The sequence below is a fragment of the Streptomyces fulvorobeus genome, from assembly GCF_013167895.1.
GTDB classification, from domain to species: domain Bacteria; phylum Actinomycetota; class Actinomycetes; order Streptomycetales; family Streptomycetaceae; genus Streptomyces; species Streptomyces fulvorobeus.
This window is the reverse complement of the sequence record NZ_BLWC01000001.1, coordinates 5,585,343-5,600,594: the sequence shown is the minus strand read 5'-3', so window position 1 is coordinate 5,600,594 and position 15,252 is coordinate 5,585,343. Positions and strand designations below refer to the sequence as shown.

The following is a 15,252-nucleotide window of genomic DNA, read 5'->3' as shown; positions in this document are numbered from 1 at the left end:
GGTGCGCCGGATCACTTGGTGAACGTGTCGATGGCGGAGATCCGCCAGCTGTCCCCCGGCGCACGGCGTCCACGGTGAACATGGCCGCCGCGTAGGTGGTCTCGTCCGCCTTGCCCGTACGGGTGTTGCTCTGGTCGGCGAAGACCAGCAGCCGGGCGCGGTCGCCGTCGAGCCGTTCCACGCCGCTCTCCGTGACGGTCGTGGTGAGGACGAGCCTCTGCTTCGGCGCCTGCGCCCGTACCTCGGCGAGCATCTCCTCGTGCTGGCCGACCGCTCTGCCCACCAGGTACGTTCTCGCGGCCTTCCGCGAGGTGGCGGGCGAGGCGTAGTTGTACGAGAAGACGGCACCGACCGCCTCGGTGATCTGGCCCTTCACCTCGCTGGTCCGGCCGATGTCGGTGAGCGCGGTGTTCTGCCGGGACGGGTCGTCGCGCAGCCGGTCGGCAGAGGTGGACGACCAGGCGGCGAAGGCGCCGAGCAGTACCGTGGCGGCGCACAGGACCGCGGGAAGCCGGACCGGCAGCGCGGGCGGGCGCCGCTTCGGCCGGGGCTCGGGTGGCGCGTCGTCCTCGGCGGTGTCCGGCGCCTCGTCCTGGGCGGTGTCCGCTTCCTCCGCCGGCCCCGCTTCGGGCCCGGCGTCGTGCGGGGCCTCGGGCGGACCGGGGATCGGCGCGGGTGCCGTGGTGGTGCGTGCGGCGGCGGTGGCCAGGCGGCGGCGCCGGTTGACGAGGTGACGGGTCGTCGACATGTCCGGGGTCCTCTCTCGGTGGCGGGGCGGGGGTCGGATGCGTCAGCCGGCCGTGTTGCCTACGGGCGCCTGGCCGAGTGCGCTGAGCTTCCACCCCCCGGACGTCCGGGTGAGCTGCCCGAGCATCCGGCTCTCCTTCACCGCGGGCTCACCCTTCGGCGCGGTCACGGTGACCCGCAGCGCCACCATCACCGCCGCCCTGCCCGCCCGGTCGTCGAGTTCGGTCACCGCGCCGGACAGGACGGTGGCCGAGCTGACCGTCTTCGCCGACTCGATCTGCTTCACGAACGCGTCCCGCCCTTCGACCAGTTGGCGGCGCAGATCACCTGTGGTGGAGTCCTCCCAGCTGTCCAGGCCCTCCTCCACCTTCCGGTGATCGAGGGTGTTCATGTTCTGCACGGCCTGCTCACCCGCGGCCAGCGCGTCGTCGCGGACCTGCGCGTACGCCGCGGAGTCGTCGTGGGCCGCCTCGTACCAGGACAGCCCCCCCCAGCCCGCCGCTCCTGCCGCCGCGACCGTCAGCGCGACCGCCGCCACCAGCAGCGGATCGCGCGTCGTCCCTACCCGTGCCATCGTTGTCCCTCCCCTGCCTGCGGATCTGGTCCGTTCCGATGCGCTCGCCGAGCGCCTGTGCGGGATCGCGGCCCGCTACCGGGAGGTGATCTCCACGATGTACCAGCGCCCGCCCCGGTGTTCGGCCGAGACGGAGAGCTGCGCCGCCGCTGTGCTGGGCGCCTTCCCCCGGCGTTCGTAGACCTGGTCGAGGAAGACCAGCAGATGGGCGCCGCGCCCCGTCAGCCGCGTCACTCCGGCCCGTACGACCTGGCTCGTGAGCGTCAGCCTCTGATCGGCCGCCTGCTTCTCGACCTGGCCGAACAGAGCCGCGTACTGCACGAGCGCCTTCCCCGCGAGAACCTCCTTCGCCGACGCCTTGGTGGCCGCTGTGGCCTGAGGGCTGTACGAGAACACCCTGCCGAGCGCGTTGCTCACCTCCCCCACGACTTCGGCCGTCGCCTCCGGGTCCGTCAGCGCACGGTTCGAGGTCGCGGCCGTATCCCTCAGCTGCCTGCCCTCCGCGAAGAGCAGACAGCCGGCGACGAGCAGGGCGGCCGCCGACGCCGCACCGGCGATCCGGGGCCACCGCCGGGAGGTCTCCCGCGTGGGTCCGGTGTCCGCCGTGTCATCGGCCGGGGCGGCGGGCCGCACGGGGTCCTTCGCCTCGCTGTCCTGCGTGTCCTTCGCGGTGCTCACTGTCGTCGTCCCCGCCCTCTCGTTCATGCGCCGCCGCCGACCGGGAGCGTGGTCAGCGCCTTGACCTTCCAGCCGTCCCCGGTCCTGGCGAGGCCCGCCTCGAAGCGTTTGCGCTGGGTGCCGCCCTTGCCGGTGCGCGGGCTGACCCGCACGTCGACGGTCGCGATCAACACCGCTGTTCCGGCCCGCTCGTCGAGCGCGGTGAGCGCCGCGTCGGTGACCCTGCCGCGGGCCGTGGCCCCGGACTTCGTCAGCTCGCGCGCGTCCTTGCCCCGGGTCCGCTCCAGCTGCTCGTGGAGCGGACCGGTGGAGGAGTCCAGCCAGGCCGCCAGCGCGGACTTCACACTCCCCGGGTCGCCGCCGTCCAGGGTGTTCAGCCGGGCGAGAGCGCGCCTGCCGTCGGCCAGCGCGGCGTCGCGGGCCTTGGCGTACGCGAGCTGGTCGTCGCCCCTGGCCTGGGCATAGGGCCAGCCGCCGAGTGCGCAGACCAGTACGGCGGCGAGCAGTGCGGCCCAGCCCGCGGGGCTCCTCGTACGCCGGGTCACCGGCCGCCTCCGAGTCCCAGGAGGCCGGCCATGCCCTCGGCGTACGGCCCGGTCGCGCCCGGCTCGACCGGCTCGGGCACGGGCCCTCCCCGGGGGGCGTTCGCACTGCCCCGGACGTTGATGCCGGTGCCGGGCGACGAGACGCAGCGGGCCCTGGTGTTGACCGGGGCGGACGGTGTGGTGTCGAGGCCGTTGCGGTAGGTCGTACCGCCGTATCCGGCGGTACAGGGCAGCGGCTCGAAGAAGGTGACCGACATGCCGAACCTGGCGCCCTCGTCGTCGACCGCGCTGGCACCGGCCGCCGCGACGGCGGGCAGTTTCACGAGCAGTTCCTCCAGTCCGCGCTGGCGGGTGACGGCCACTTCGGAGGTGGTGAGGAGGTTGGCGACGACCACCCGAAGCCCGGTTCGAGATCGCGCAGCAGGGCGCTGATCTGTCCGGCGGCGTCGGGCGCGGCGGCGATCAGCCTGCGCAGATCGGTGTCCGAACCCTTGAGTTCGGCGGCCAGCTCCCTGGCTCCCGAGGCGAAGCCCTTGAGCGCCTCGCCCTCCTCCGCCTGGGTGCGCAGGACGGTCTCGCCGTCCGTCATCAGCTTCGAGGTGACGGGCAGCGCGTCGTCCGCCGCCTGGACGAACTCGCTTCCGGTGTCCAGGAGGACCTGGAGGTCGTCGCCGCGTCCGTCGAACGCCGCGCCGAACTCGTCGACGACCGTGCGCAGATGCTCCAGGTCGACGGAGCTCGCCAGGTCGTCGACGCTGGTGAGGACGTCGGTGGGAGGTGCCGGGATGGTGGTGTCCGCCTGGTCGATGACCGAGCCGTTCCCGAGGAACGGGCCGTCCCCGCGGGTGGGCCGCAGGTCGATGTACTGCTCGCCGACTGCCGAGAGGTTGGCGACGACGGCCCGCAGGCTGTCCGGGATGGGCGGTGCGTCGTCCTCGATCCGCAGCTCCGCCTCGACACCGTCGTCGGTGAGCTCGATCGGGCCGACGCGGCCCACGGAGACGCCTCGGTAGGTGACGTCGGAGTGGGTGAACAGGCCGCCGGTGTGCGGGAGCTGGACGGTGACGGTGTAGTAGCCGCGCAGTCCGACGTAGTGGCCGAGGTCCGCGTACCGCACGCCCAGGTAGCCGAGCACGAGAACGGCGATGACCAGGAAGGCGATGTTCTTCAACCGGATACCGGGAGTGATCACCGCGTGCTCCCCTGCGAGGTCGCGGGGACGGACGGGAGCGGCAGTGGCGGCGCGGCGGCGGACGGGGGGCCGGGTGTCCCTGCCCCGGACTCCTCGGGCGGGGGGCCGGCCGGGGTGAGCGCCGGGATGATCTGTGTGCCGGGCACCGCCGTGACGTCGAGGTAGACGTTGAGGTAGTCGCCCTTCACCCCGCGCAGCACCTCGTCGGTGAACGGATAGGTGAAGAGCACCTGGAGGGAGTCAGGCAGGTCCTGGCCCGAGTCGGCGAGGGCCTTGAGGGTGGGGGCGATGGCCTTGAGGTCGGCGACCATGTCGGCCTTGCTCCTGTTGATCGTGTCGACGGCGACGGTGGAGAGCGTGTCGAGCGAGCGCAGCATGGTGAGGAGGGAACCGCGCTGCCTCTCCAGGACCTTCAGGCCGGGGCTCAGCCCGGTGAGGACCGTCCCGACGTCCTGTCTGCGGGTGGCGAGGGTGGCCGCGAGACGGTTGACCCCGTCCAGCGCCGCGGTGATGTCCTCCTTGTGGGCGTCCAGGTTGGTGACGAGGGTGTCGACGCGGCCGAGCATCGAGCGGATCTGCGGTTCCCGCCCGGCGAGTGCCTTGTTCAGTTCGGTGGTGATGGTCCTGAGCTGGTTGATGCCGCCGCCGTTGAGGAGCATCGACAGCGCGCCGAGGACCTCTTCCACCTCGGGGTTCCGGTTGGTGCGGGTGAGGGGGATGCGGCCGCCGTCGGCGAGCGTGCCCGGGCGGTCCCGGTGGCCGGCGGTGAGAGCTGGACGAACTTCTCGCCGAGGAGGCTGGACTGTTCCAGATGGGCGTACGCGTTCCCGGGCAGCTCGACCGTTCCGTTGACCCGCATGGTGACCTTCGCGGTCCAGCTGCCCGGGGTGAGCGAGATCCTGGTGACGCGGCCGACCGCGACGTCGTTGACCTTCACCGAGGACTGCGGGGCGAGGCTGAGTACGTCCCCGAACTCCGCGGTGATCTCGTACGGGTGGTCGCCGAGGTCGGCGCCGCCCGGCAGCGCCACCTGGTCGATACCGGTGAACACCGGTACGTCGACGGTGGTCACCACCAGGGCGACCGCCACACCCGCGGCGAGGAGGGCGGCTGCTCCGGCCGTGCGGGGCCCGGGCCGGCGAAGGGCAGGGCTCATCGGTTCGCCCCCTTCTGCGTCGTGGTCTTCCCGGGGGTGCCGTAGACGGTGCCGATCTCGGGGAGCGGCAGCACGGGCAGGTCCTCGCGGCGGCCGGGGTCCACGGGCTGGAGGCCGCTGAGGCCGGCCTGGCCGGCCAGGGGGCCGCCCATGGAGAGCTCGTTGAGGTTGGTCCGGCCGTTGAGGGTGCGGTTGGCCGGGTCGTAGGCGTTCAGTGCGTTGCCGGCCGCCAGGGGCAGGGTGTCCATGGCCTCGGCGAGCGAGGCCCGCTGCTCGACCAGGGAACGGGTGAGCGGTACCAGGGCGTCCACGTTCTTCTTCAGGGCGCCACGGTTCTCCTGGATGAAGGTCTTGACCTGTCCGAGCGCGGTGGAGAGCTCCCTGAGCGCGGCGCTGAGGTTCTTCTTGTCGTCGGCGAGGAAGCCGGTGACGGAGTTGAGCTGCCGCTCGGCGGCGCGCACCTGGCCGTCGTTGTCCTTCAGCATGGTGGTGAACGTCTGGAGGGAGGCGAGCGTGTCGAAGAGGTCGCCGCTGCTCCGGTCCAGGGTCTTCGTCGCCTTGCCGAACTGCTCGATGGAGTCCCCGATGGCTTTTCCGTTGCCGTCCAGGTTCTTCGCCCCCGTGGCGAGGAGCCCGGCGAGCGCTCCGTCCGCGTTGGCGCCGTCCGGGCCGAGCGCGGTGGCGAGTTCGGTGATGGACGCGTACAGCTGGTCGACCTCGACGGGGGTGGCGTTGTTCGCGGCGGGCAGTACCGCGTTGTCCGCGAGCCGCGCTCCCCCGTCGTACGCGGGTGCCAGCTGGACGTACCGGTCGGCGACGAGGCTCGGGGCGACGACCACGGCGTGCGCGCCCTTGGGTACCTTGACGCCCTCGTCGAGCCGCAGGGTGACCCTGACCTCCTCGCCCCGCGGCGTGACCGATTCGACGGTGCCGACCTTCACACCGAGGATGCGCAGGTCCGAGCCGGCGTACACACCGGTGGCCCGGTCGAAGTAGGCGGTGATGGTCGTCTTCCCACGGTCGTCCAGGGCCATCACCCCGGTGGCGGCCACGACGGCGACGACCGTGAGTCCGGCGCCGACGGAGACGAGGCGCGTGAGTCCCATGTCAGCGGCCGCCTTGCTTCGGAGGCATGCATCCGGGTACCTCGGGCTCCTGGGGCGGCAGGTAGTTCCTGGGGACGACTCCGCAGACGTAGTTGTCGAACCACCGGCCGCTGCCGAGGGTGTTGCCGATGAGCCGGTTGTACGAGCCGGTCAGCGAGAGCACCTTGTCCAGGCTCCTGCGGTTCTTCACCAGGACGGCCGTGACCCGCCCGAGGGAGTCCAGGGTGGGCTTGAGCTGCTTGTTGTTGTCCTCCACGACACCGGTGAGCTGGGTGCCCAGGTCACGGGTCCCGGTGAGCAGGAGGTGGATGGAGTCGCGGCGTGCCTGGATCTCGGCGAGCAGCAGGTTGCCGTCCTTCAGGAGGGTCTCGAAGCTGCTCTTCTTGTCGGCGAGGGTCCTGGTGAGCTGTTTGCTGCCCTTGAGGAGCCTGACGAGCTGGGCGTCCCGCTCGGAGACCGTGCGGGACAGCGCGGAGAGCCCTTCGGCAGCGCCGCGTACGTCGGGTGGCGAGTCCTTGAAGGTGGCGGAGATCGTCTCGAAGCTCCTGGCGAGCTGGGCGGTGTCGATCTCGCCGATGGTCTCGCCGAGTCCGTCGAACGCCTGGGTGACGTCGTAGGGGGCGGTGGTGCGGCTCACCGTGATGCGGGAGTCCGGGTCCTGGGGGGCGTCGCCCAGCGGGTCGACGGCGAGGTACTTGTCGCCGAGGAGGGTCTTGATCGCGATGCCGACGGTGGAGGAGTCACCGATCCAGGCGTCCTCCACCGTGAAGTCGACCTTCACCTTGTTGCCGTCGAGCGAGACGCCGGTGACCTCGCCGGCCTTGACGCCGGCGATCCGTACCTCGTCCCCGTCGGCGAGTCCCGCCGATTCGGTGAAGTCCGCGCTGTAGGCGGTGCCGCCGCCGATGAAGGGCAGCGAGTCGGCGCGGTAGGCGCCGAGTCCGACGAGGGCGAGGACGAGGAGTCCGGCGATGCCCACGGCGACGGGGTCGCGTTCCCCTACGGGCTTCATTCTCATGCCAGGCACCTCGGTTGGGTGATCTCGATGCCGGTGGGCGGCGCGCTGCCGTCCTCCGCGGTGACTCCGCGGACCTTCGCCTCGCAGAGGTAGAGGTTGAGCCACGAGCCGTAGGAGGTGAGGCGGCCGATCGCCGCCATCTTGGCGGGGGTCTTCCGGAGGAAGTTCTCGATCTGCGGGGTTCCCTTGACCAACTGGTCCGACAGGCGCCCGAGTTGCCGGATGTCCTCTTTGAGCGGCGCCCGGCCGTCGTCGAGCAGGCCGGCGGTAACCGTGGTGAGCGCGCCCATGGCCGTGACCGCTTCGCCCAGGGGCTCGCGGTCCCCGGCGAAGCCTGTGACGAGCTTCTCCAGGGTGATGACCAGGTCGTCGAAGCCGGCCTCGCGGTCGTTGACCGTCTTCAGGACCGTGTTGAGGTTCTTGATGACCTGCCCGATCACCTCGTCCTTGGCCGCCACGGTGCTGGTGAGCGAGCCGACGTGCTGGAGGATGCTGTCCACGGTGCCGCCTTCGCCCTGGAGCACCTGGACGATGGACCCGGCGAGCTGGTTGACGTCCGGCGGGGACAGACCTTCGAACAGCGGCTGGAAGCCGTTGAAGAGCTGGGTGAGGTCCAGGGCCGGAGTCGTCCGGGAGAGCGGGATGGTCGATCCGGCGGTGAAGCTCTCCCCGACCGGCCCCACTCCCTGGTCGAGGTCGACGTAGCGCTGGCCGACCATGTTCAGGTACTTGATCGAGGCGGTCACCGACGCGGGGAGCTCGCGCCCCTCGCGTACGGCGAGAGCGACCTCCGCGAGGCGCTTGTCGGCCACCTCGATGGACTCGACCTGGCCCACTTCGACTCCGGCGATGCGGACGCTGTCACCGACGACCAGTCCTGTGGCGTCCGTGAACCTGGCCTTGTACGTGGTGGTGTCCCCGACGCCCGTGTTGGCGATGGACAGGGCGAGTACGGCGGTGGCCATGACGGTCACCACGACGAAGACGACCGATTTCGCGAGCGGTCCCGCGAGGGAGCGGCGTTTCACCTGAGCTTCACCTCCGCACCGCGGAAGGCCGGACCGATGAGCACGCTGCTCCAGTCGGGCAGGGTCCGCGGCTGGACTTTCAGTGCGGGAGCGACCAGCTCGTTGACGAGCCGGGACTCCTGCGGTGAGTTGGGCATGCCGAGAGAGGTCGCGGGGGCCTGCTCGTCACCGGTGGCCGGGGAGCCGCCGGTGACCTCGCCGACCGTGTGCGCCGTGCGGGCGTCGGCGGTGGGCACGCTCCGGCCGACGTAGGGAACCGAGTAGCAGCGCGGCCCGCCGGTCGCGTCGTAGACCGGGGTGTCCTTGCCCGGTACGTACTTCCCCTTGGACGGCACGGACTTGACCGTGACGTGGAGTCCCGGCCTGCCGGTGCCCTTGCCGAGCGCCTTGTCCATGGCCGGGATGAATCCGGCGATGGTCCGCAGTGTGCAGGGGAACGCGTCCGAGTACCGCGCGAGGAGTTCCAGTGTGGGACGGCCGGACGCGGAGAGCCGGATGAGGTTGTCCTTGTTCCTGCGCAGGAAGGCGGTGACGTCCTGCGCGGAGGCGGTCGTGGCCCCGTACAGGTCCGCGAGTTCCGCCTGCTGTCCGGCGAGGGTGGAGCTGGTGGTGGTGAAGTCGGTCAGCGCGTCCAGGACGTCGGGCGCGGCGTCCCCGTACACCCTGCTCACCTTGACGAGCTCCCGGATGTCGGTGTTGAGCGTGGGGAGTTGGGGATTGAACTTCGCCAGGTGCCCGTCGAGCGTGACCAGGGTGTCGCCCAGCTTGTCGCCGCGCCCTGAGAGTGCCTGGGAGACGGCGTTCAGCGTGGCGGACAGTTTCTCCGGCTTCACCGCGGTCAGCATCGGCAGGACGCTGTCGAGGACCTGTTCCAGCTCGATGGCGTTACTGGAGCGGTCCTGCGGGATGACGGCGCCGGCGCGCAGCGCCTGGCTGGACGGGACGGGCGGCGGAACGAGCGCCACGAACCGTTCGCCGAAGAGGGTGGTCGGCAGCATCTGGGCGGTGACGTCGTCGGGGACCTGCCCGAGCTTGCCGGGCTCGATGTCCAGGGTGAGCCTGGCGCCGCCGCCGTCGACGGCTATGTCACGGACGTGGCCGATGACGACACCGCGCAGCTTCACATCGGCGTTGTCGTGCATCTCGTTGCCGACCGGCCCGGTGAGCACGGTGACGGTGGCGCTGTCGGTGAAGTCCTTCTCGTAGACCGAGACGGAGACCCACACGAGCACGGCCGGCACGAGCAGGAAGGTGGCTCCGGCGAGTCTGCGGCGGACCGTACGGAGGCTCAGAGCACTCATCAGCCGGCCACCTTCACCGTCGTCGTCGCGCCCCAGATGGCGAGCGAGAGGAAGAAGTCGGTGACGCTGATCAGCACGATCGCGTTGCGCACCGACCGGCCCACGGCCACTCCCACTCCGGCGGGGCCGCCTGTGGCGTGGAAGCCGTAGTAGCAGTGGGCGAGGATCACCAGGACGCTGAAGATCAGCACTTTGAGCACCGAGAGCAGCACGTCGTCCGGGGAGAGGAAGAGATTGAAGTAGTGGTCGTACGTGCCCGCGGACTGGCCGTTGAAGAGGACGGTGATGTAGCGGGAGGCGACGTACGAGGAGAGCAGCCCGATCGCGTACAGCGGGATGATAGCCACCACACCCGCGATGATCCGGGTGGTGACGAGGTAGGGCATGGAGCGCACCCCCATCGCTTCGAGTGCGTCGACCTCCTCGTTGATCCGCATCGCGCCGAGCTGGGCGGTGAAGCCCGCGCCGACCGTCGCGGAGAGGGCGAGTCCGGCCACCAGGGGCGCGATCTCGCGGGTGTTGAAGTACGCGGAGATGAAGCCGGTGAAGGCGGATGTGCCGATCTGGTTGAGTGCCGCGTATCCCTGGAGGCCGACGACGGTGCCGGTGAACAGGGTCATCGCGATCATCACGCCGACGGTGCCGCCGATGACCCCGAGGCCGCCGCTGCCGAAGGCCACTTCGGCCAGCAGCCGCTGGACCTCTTTGCGGTAGCGGCGCAGCGTCCGCGGAATCCAGACCAGCGCCCTCACGTAGAAGGTGAGGTGGTCGCCGGACCTGTCGAGCCAGCCGAGCATCGTCATCGGTCAGCTCCCCTTCGCGGGGACGATCTGGAGGTAGATCGCCGTGAGGACCATGTTCACGAAGAACAGGAGCATGAAGGTGATGACGACGGACTGGTTGACCGCGTCCCCCACCCCCTTGGGCCCGCCGCGCGGGTTGAGTCCGCGGTAGGCGGCGACGATGCCGGCGATGAACCCGAAGATCAGCGCCTTGAACTCGCTGATGTACAGGTCGGGCAGTTGGGCGAGGGCGGAGAAGCTGGCGAGGTACGCGCCCGGTGTGCCGTCCTGCATGATCACGTTGAAGAAGTAGCCGCCCAGGGTGCCGACGACCGAGACCAGGCCGTTGAGCAGGACGGCGACGAGCATCGTGGCCAGGACGCGCGGCACGACGAGGCGCTGGACCGGCGAGACGCCCATGACCTCCATCGCGTCCAGCTCCTCCCGGATCTTCCGTGAGCCGAGGTCGGCGCAGATGGCCGATCCGCCGGCCCCGGCGATCAGCAGGGCCACGATGAGCGGGCTGGCCTGCTGGATCACGGCGAGGACGCTGGCGCCGCCGGTGAAGGACTGGGCCCCGAGCTGCTCGGTGAGCGAGCCGACCTGGAGGGCGATGACCGCGCCGAAGGGGATGGAGACGAGGGCGGCGGGCAGGATGGTGACACTGGCGATGAACCAGAACTGCTCGATGAACTCGCGCAGCTGGAACGGCCTGCGGAAGATCGCGCGGGTCACGGCCGCCGCCAGGACGAACAGCTTCCCGGTCTCGCGCAGCGGGGCGAGCAGCCGCGAGGCGGAGGCCGGACGCGGCGGGTCCGGCACGTGGCCGGGGGACGGCTCGGGCGGCCGCACCGGCGGTGGAACGGTCATGGGCGCGCACCCCCGGCGGTCGGGGTGTAGCTGTTCAGGATGGCCGTACGGGCGGCCTGGGGCAGCTGCCCCATCATGGCGGCGACCCGCTCGCGGCGGCGGAGCGCGGCCTGCCGCACGGGCATCCCGGGCGAGGGCTCCAGCTGCGGGACGACCGTACGGGGCCCCGCACCGGCTCCGCCCCCGTTCACCTGCTCCGCGGCGAGCGTGGCGGCGTCCTTCTCCTCCGACATCCCGATGGGGCCTTCGCGGCGCCCGGCGAGGAACTGGGCGACGACCGGCACCTCGCTGGTGAGCAGTACCTCACGCGGGCCGAAGGTGACGAGGTTGCGGCAGAACAGCATCCCCATGTTGTCCGGGACGGTGGCCGCGATGTCCAGGTTGTGGGTGACGATGAGCATCGTCGCGTCGATCTGCGCGTTGAGGTCGATGAGCAGCTGGGAGAGATAGGCGGTACGGACCGGGTCGAGTCCGGAGTCCGGCTCGTCGCAGAGGATGATCTGCGGGTCCAGGACGAGCGCGCGGGCCAGGCCGGCGCGTTTGCGCATGCCGCCGGATATCTCGCCCGGCAGTTTCCCCTCGGCACCCAGCAGTCCGACGATGTCGATCCGCTCCATGACGATGCGCCGGATCTCGGATTCCTTCTTACGGGTGTGTTCACGCAAGGGGAAAGCGATGTTGTCGAAGAGCGACATGGAGCCGAAGAGAGCGCCGTCCTGGAACATGAGACCGAAAAGCTTCCGGGTCTCCATGATCTCCCGCTCGGGGCTGTTGACCATATCCACGCCGTTGATGAGGACGCGGCCCTGCTCCGGCTTCAGGAGGCCGATGATGGACTTGAGGAAGACGGTCTTTCCGGTACCGGATGGCCCGAGCATCACGCTCACCTCGCCGGCCGGGAGGGTGAGGCTGACGTTCTGCCAGATGTTCTGCCTGCCGAAGGACTTGGTCAGGCCGTCGACGACTACTTCGATTCCCATCGGCCCTCCCTCCAAGTGGTGATGAACGTGGTCATCTGTCGGCGCTCCGGCTCTGAGAAATCCGATGGCGGCTCGTCACACGTGCACCGGTTGTCACCGAATGACAAGTCCGCAGGGCGGCTCTGTCGGGACGTGCGTGATTTCTCCGGTGCGGCGGGTGGAAACCCTGCGGCCCGAGGGGACGGAGCCGCAGGATCTCCCGGGACAATCCCGGCCAGGGGCGCGACCAGGACTCGGCGTGCGTCGAACGAGCAGGTGCGGATGGGTTTCCGAGTTGCTCATGCGGGACGCTACGGGTGAGTAACCTCAGTCCGCAATAGCAGTTCACGAACTTTCTCGGACGCGGTCGCGCGACCCTGTTTTCTTGTTTCCGAGTGAGTAATCGGCGCGCGAAACCTATCCGATAGTGAGGGCTTCGCGGGTGGCCCGACAAAGCCCGGAAAGGCCGTCCCGGCACGCCGGAGCCCGCTCCGACCAGGGGGATTGAGGCCGGAGCGGGCTCGGTAACGCGGTGGTGGCGGCACGCACGAAGTGACAAGGAGCGAGGAGCGCCACCACTCTTTTCCCAGCGGCTAGTTCACCGCGGAGTGCCAGTTGTCGGAGAGCACTCTGCCCGCCTCGGGGGTCACCAGACCGGGAGCGGTGAGGCCGGCCGTGTAGGTCCTGGCGTCGTTGAGGACGAGCTTGCTCGACCCGGACGCGGCGGGCAGGCCGACCTTGAGGTCGATCGCCCAGCTGAGCAGCCCGGCCAGACCGCACCCGCTGGCCTTCGGCACGGAGAACGTGCTGTCTCCCTGGGCGGCCCCCGTCAGGGCGAACCCGATCATCGATCCCTCGTCCTGGTTGGCGGTGCCGTCACCGTCGAACCTGTTGACAGCCAGGGTCGGGGTGCTCAGGTTCCCGGGGCGCAGGACGACCGGAGCGCTGTTGGTGCCGATGTAGCAGTTGGACCCGAGGAGCGGGTTCTCCAGGTGGATTCTGACGGGCAGCCGCACGATGGGGCCTGAGGTGATCCCCGCGACCAGGCTGAACTCGGTCGGCGCCCCGGCCGATACGACCGTGGCGGTCACCTTGTTCAGCGTGGCGTCGGTTATCTGCCCGCAGACGGCGGAGACGACCGGGATGTTGCTGGGGCACATGAGCCCGAGCAGACCGCCGGGGATCGTCGTCCGCCCGCTGACGAGGGAGCCGGCCGCGGGCGGAACGACCGTGTACGTGCCTTCGGCCGGGTGCTGGACGACGCCGAACTGCAGGTTGGTGGCCCCGGTCGTCGCCGTGGTGTTGCCGAGCTTGATCGAACCGTTGGGCGACACGGAGGCCACGCACAGCGGCACATCGGTGTCGCCGTCCGCCGCGAGCATGGCGGGGGCGTCCACCGGACAGCGGTCGAAGGGCGCCCATCCGCCGTTGAGCTGGGCGGCGGCTGTGGCGGCACCGGCGGGGGTCGCCGCCAGGGGCATGACCAGGGCGGCGGAGGCGGCGACGGCGGAGGCGCCCTTGATCCAGGTCTTCGGGGCAGGTCTCATCGGTCCCTCAATTCGGTAGCGACTCTCGGATTTGCGGCTGAGTTACGGCTGAGTTGCGGGGCTCGGTGCGATGGTGGGTACGGCCGCGTGGGTCAGCGGGTCGGTACGGGCACGTCCACCGGTTCGTAGCCGGACGTGCAGAAAGCGGCGGAGCCGGAGCCCTGCGCGGCCGCGCAGGGAGCACCCTGGACCTGCTTGACCAGGCCGGGCGCCCCGGACAGCGAAGCGGTGAAGAGGTTGTCGAGGTCCTCGTCGACACCGCATCCGCTGAAGGGCGGAAGCGATACCGACCCCGTCAGTTGGCCGCCCGTCGCCAGGGTGTATCCCTCAAGGATTCCCGCGGAGCTGCGCGTCCCCAGGCCCTTCACGGTGAGCGTGAACGGCCTGCTCGTACGGCAGTCGTCGCCGACGTCCAGCGGGACGCCGTTCACCTCGACGTCACGCAGTCTGAGCATGAGTTCCATCGTGATCGTGGTGACGCTTCGGCTGGAGAAGTCGGCGAGGCTGATGGCCAGATCGGACTTGATGTTGGGAATCCTCGTGCCGTCAGGCCGCGTTCCCTCCGGAATCTGCGTCATTTCCAGCGTCGCCGTGGTCGGCATGAAGCCGAAGGTCAGGAACGTCCCCTGCGAGGGCGGAAGTTGAGGCTTCCCCTGGTACCGGAGGTCGACGGTCGAGTCCTGGTAGAGATGCATGAAGCCCGGATCGGTGAAGTCCAGCCAGGACGGACCCTGGGAGATCTGCGCACAGGCCAGGGGGAACCTGCTCGCGCCGTCGAGCTTCGCCACATTGGCGTAGCCGGTCACGTACGCGACCATGTTGAGCTGGTCGTCGGGGTCTCCGGCACACGGCGGCGCGTCGGCGGCCCCCGACTCCTGCACCCTCGTACCGACCTCGGGGGCGTCCGGCGCGGGCTCTTCCCCTTCCCGCCCCCCTTCCTCGTCCTCGCCGGGCCATTCGGCGGAAGGGGAAGGTGAGGGTGGGGGCGACGTGGTCCCACCGGCGACGTCCACCGCCGCCAGGGCCGGGTCCTGGCCCGCGTCGAGGACGCAGACCAGGTCGGTGGTGGCCGGCTCGGTCGGGGCACCCTCGGCCGTCCTGGTCGTGAGCACTGCGGTCAGACCGGCCGCCTTGAGCGAGAGGTCCCCCGGCGCCCCGGGGGCGACGTAGGGAACGGCCCCGGATGTACGCAGTACCAGTTCTCCCTCGGAGGGAACCGGCGCGGGGTCGGCAGTCCTGCCGATCCACTCCGCCCTGGCCTCCTGCCCCTTCTGCGCGACATCGACCGACAGCGTCATCTCGGCGCTCACGGTCGCCGCCGGGTCGGCGGATGCCGCGAACGCGCCCTCGGGGAGCGTCACGTCCATCACCACGTCCTCGGGCTGTACCGCCTGCCCGGGCAGCGCCGACTCGGGGATCTTCGCGGTGATCCCCACCTTCACCGGCTGCTCGCCCCGCGGGAAGTCACAGGTGTACGCCAGCTCCGTGTCGATCTCCTGGACACCGGATGCCGCCTGCGCGCCGGGGATCATCCCTCCGAGCAGCGCCACGGTGGCCAACGCTGCGCCCCGCGCCGTTTGCCGCCGGGCTCCTGTCATGCGACTTCCCCTCACTGACGAAGCCCCCCTTCGAAAGGACCGGCGTGCGGCCGGACCGGCGGGTGTTCGATGGCCGGAAGGACCGGGCGCGGTCGCACGGCGGACGGACCCGCCGTGCGACCGCTGGTCACCCTGGAGCCGGTGCGGAACC

At 70.3% G+C, this 15,252-nt stretch carries 12 protein-coding genes and 3 pseudogenes; all 15 read right to left on the bottom strand.

Annotated elements, in window-relative coordinates:
• Positions 1 to 11: 11 nt before the first annotated feature.
• A pseudogene (locus tag Sfulv_RS25130) lies at positions 12 to 748 on the bottom strand (hypothetical protein).
• A gap of 42 nt (positions 749 to 790) precedes the next feature.
• Positions 791 to 1,321: an Rv1363c family protein gene (locus Sfulv_RS25125; RefSeq protein WP_173316766.1), complete on the bottom strand. Its 531-nt coding sequence runs from the start codon at positions 1,319 to 1,321 to the stop codon at positions 791 to 793.
• A 75-nt stretch (positions 1,322 to 1,396) separates the two neighbouring features.
• Entirely contained in the window at positions 1,397 to 2,026 is a 630-nt protein-coding gene (locus Sfulv_RS25120) for a hypothetical protein (protein ID WP_173316765.1), read from the bottom strand.
• Positions 2,023 to 2,544, bottom strand: coding sequence for a hypothetical protein (locus Sfulv_RS25115; RefSeq protein ID WP_173316764.1), 522 nt, complete (start codon positions 2,542 to 2,544; stop codon positions 2,023 to 2,025). The genes Sfulv_RS25120 and Sfulv_RS25115 overlap by 4 nt, the downstream gene beginning before the upstream one ends.
• Positions 2,541 to 3,736, bottom strand: a pseudogene (locus Sfulv_RS25110) (MCE family protein). Before Sfulv_RS25110 ends, Sfulv_RS25115 begins: the two are co-directional and overlap by 4 nt.
• Positions 3,733 to 4,892: pseudogene (locus Sfulv_RS25105) on the bottom strand (MCE family protein). Before Sfulv_RS25105 ends, Sfulv_RS25110 begins: the two co-directional pseudogenes overlap by 4 nt.
• On the bottom strand, positions 4,889 to 5,998 hold the full coding sequence (locus Sfulv_RS25100; RefSeq protein WP_173316763.1) for an MCE family protein: 1,110 nt from the start codon (positions 5,996 to 5,998) through the stop codon (positions 4,889 to 4,891). The pseudogene Sfulv_RS25105 and the gene Sfulv_RS25100 overlap by 4 nt, the downstream one beginning before the upstream one ends.
• Position 5,999: 1 nt before the next feature.
• On the bottom strand, positions 6,000 to 7,016 hold the full coding sequence (locus Sfulv_RS25095) for an MCE family protein (RefSeq protein ID WP_173316762.1): 1,017 nt from the start codon (positions 7,014 to 7,016) through the stop codon (positions 6,000 to 6,002).
• Positions 7,013 to 8,044: an MCE family protein gene (locus Sfulv_RS25090; RefSeq protein ID WP_173316761.1), complete on the bottom strand. Its 1,032-nt coding sequence runs from the start codon at positions 8,042 to 8,044 to the stop codon at positions 7,013 to 7,015. The genes Sfulv_RS25095 and Sfulv_RS25090 overlap by 4 nt, the downstream gene beginning before the upstream one ends.
• Positions 8,041 to 9,345, bottom strand: coding sequence for an MCE family protein (locus tag Sfulv_RS25085; protein WP_173316760.1), 1,305 nt, complete (start codon positions 9,343 to 9,345; stop codon positions 8,041 to 8,043). Before Sfulv_RS25085 ends, Sfulv_RS25090 begins: the two co-directional genes overlap by 4 nt.
• On the bottom strand, positions 9,345 to 10,148 hold the full coding sequence (locus Sfulv_RS25080) for an MlaE family ABC transporter permease (RefSeq protein WP_173316759.1): 804 nt from the start codon (positions 10,146 to 10,148) through the stop codon (positions 9,345 to 9,347). Before Sfulv_RS25080 ends, Sfulv_RS25085 begins: the two co-directional genes overlap by 1 nt.
• A gap of 3 nt (positions 10,149 to 10,151) precedes the next feature.
• On the bottom strand, positions 10,152 to 10,997 hold the full coding sequence (locus tag Sfulv_RS25075) for an MlaE family ABC transporter permease (protein ID WP_173316758.1): 846 nt from the start codon (positions 10,995 to 10,997) through the stop codon (positions 10,152 to 10,154).
• Positions 10,994 to 11,977, bottom strand: coding sequence for an ABC transporter ATP-binding protein (locus Sfulv_RS25070; RefSeq protein ID WP_173316757.1), 984 nt, complete (start codon positions 11,975 to 11,977; stop codon positions 10,994 to 10,996). Before Sfulv_RS25070 ends, Sfulv_RS25075 begins: the two co-directional genes overlap by 4 nt.
• Before the next feature lie 572 nt (positions 11,978 to 12,549).
• On the bottom strand, positions 12,550 to 13,503 hold the full coding sequence (locus Sfulv_RS25065; protein WP_173316756.1) for a hypothetical protein: 954 nt from the start codon (positions 13,501 to 13,503) through the stop codon (positions 12,550 to 12,552).
• A 92-nt stretch (positions 13,504 to 13,595) separates the two neighbouring features.
• Entirely contained in the window at positions 13,596 to 15,053 is a 1,458-nt protein-coding gene (locus Sfulv_RS25060) for a DUF6801 domain-containing protein (RefSeq protein ID WP_256669101.1), read from the bottom strand.
• Between the last annotated feature and the right edge of the window lie 199 nt (positions 15,054 to 15,252).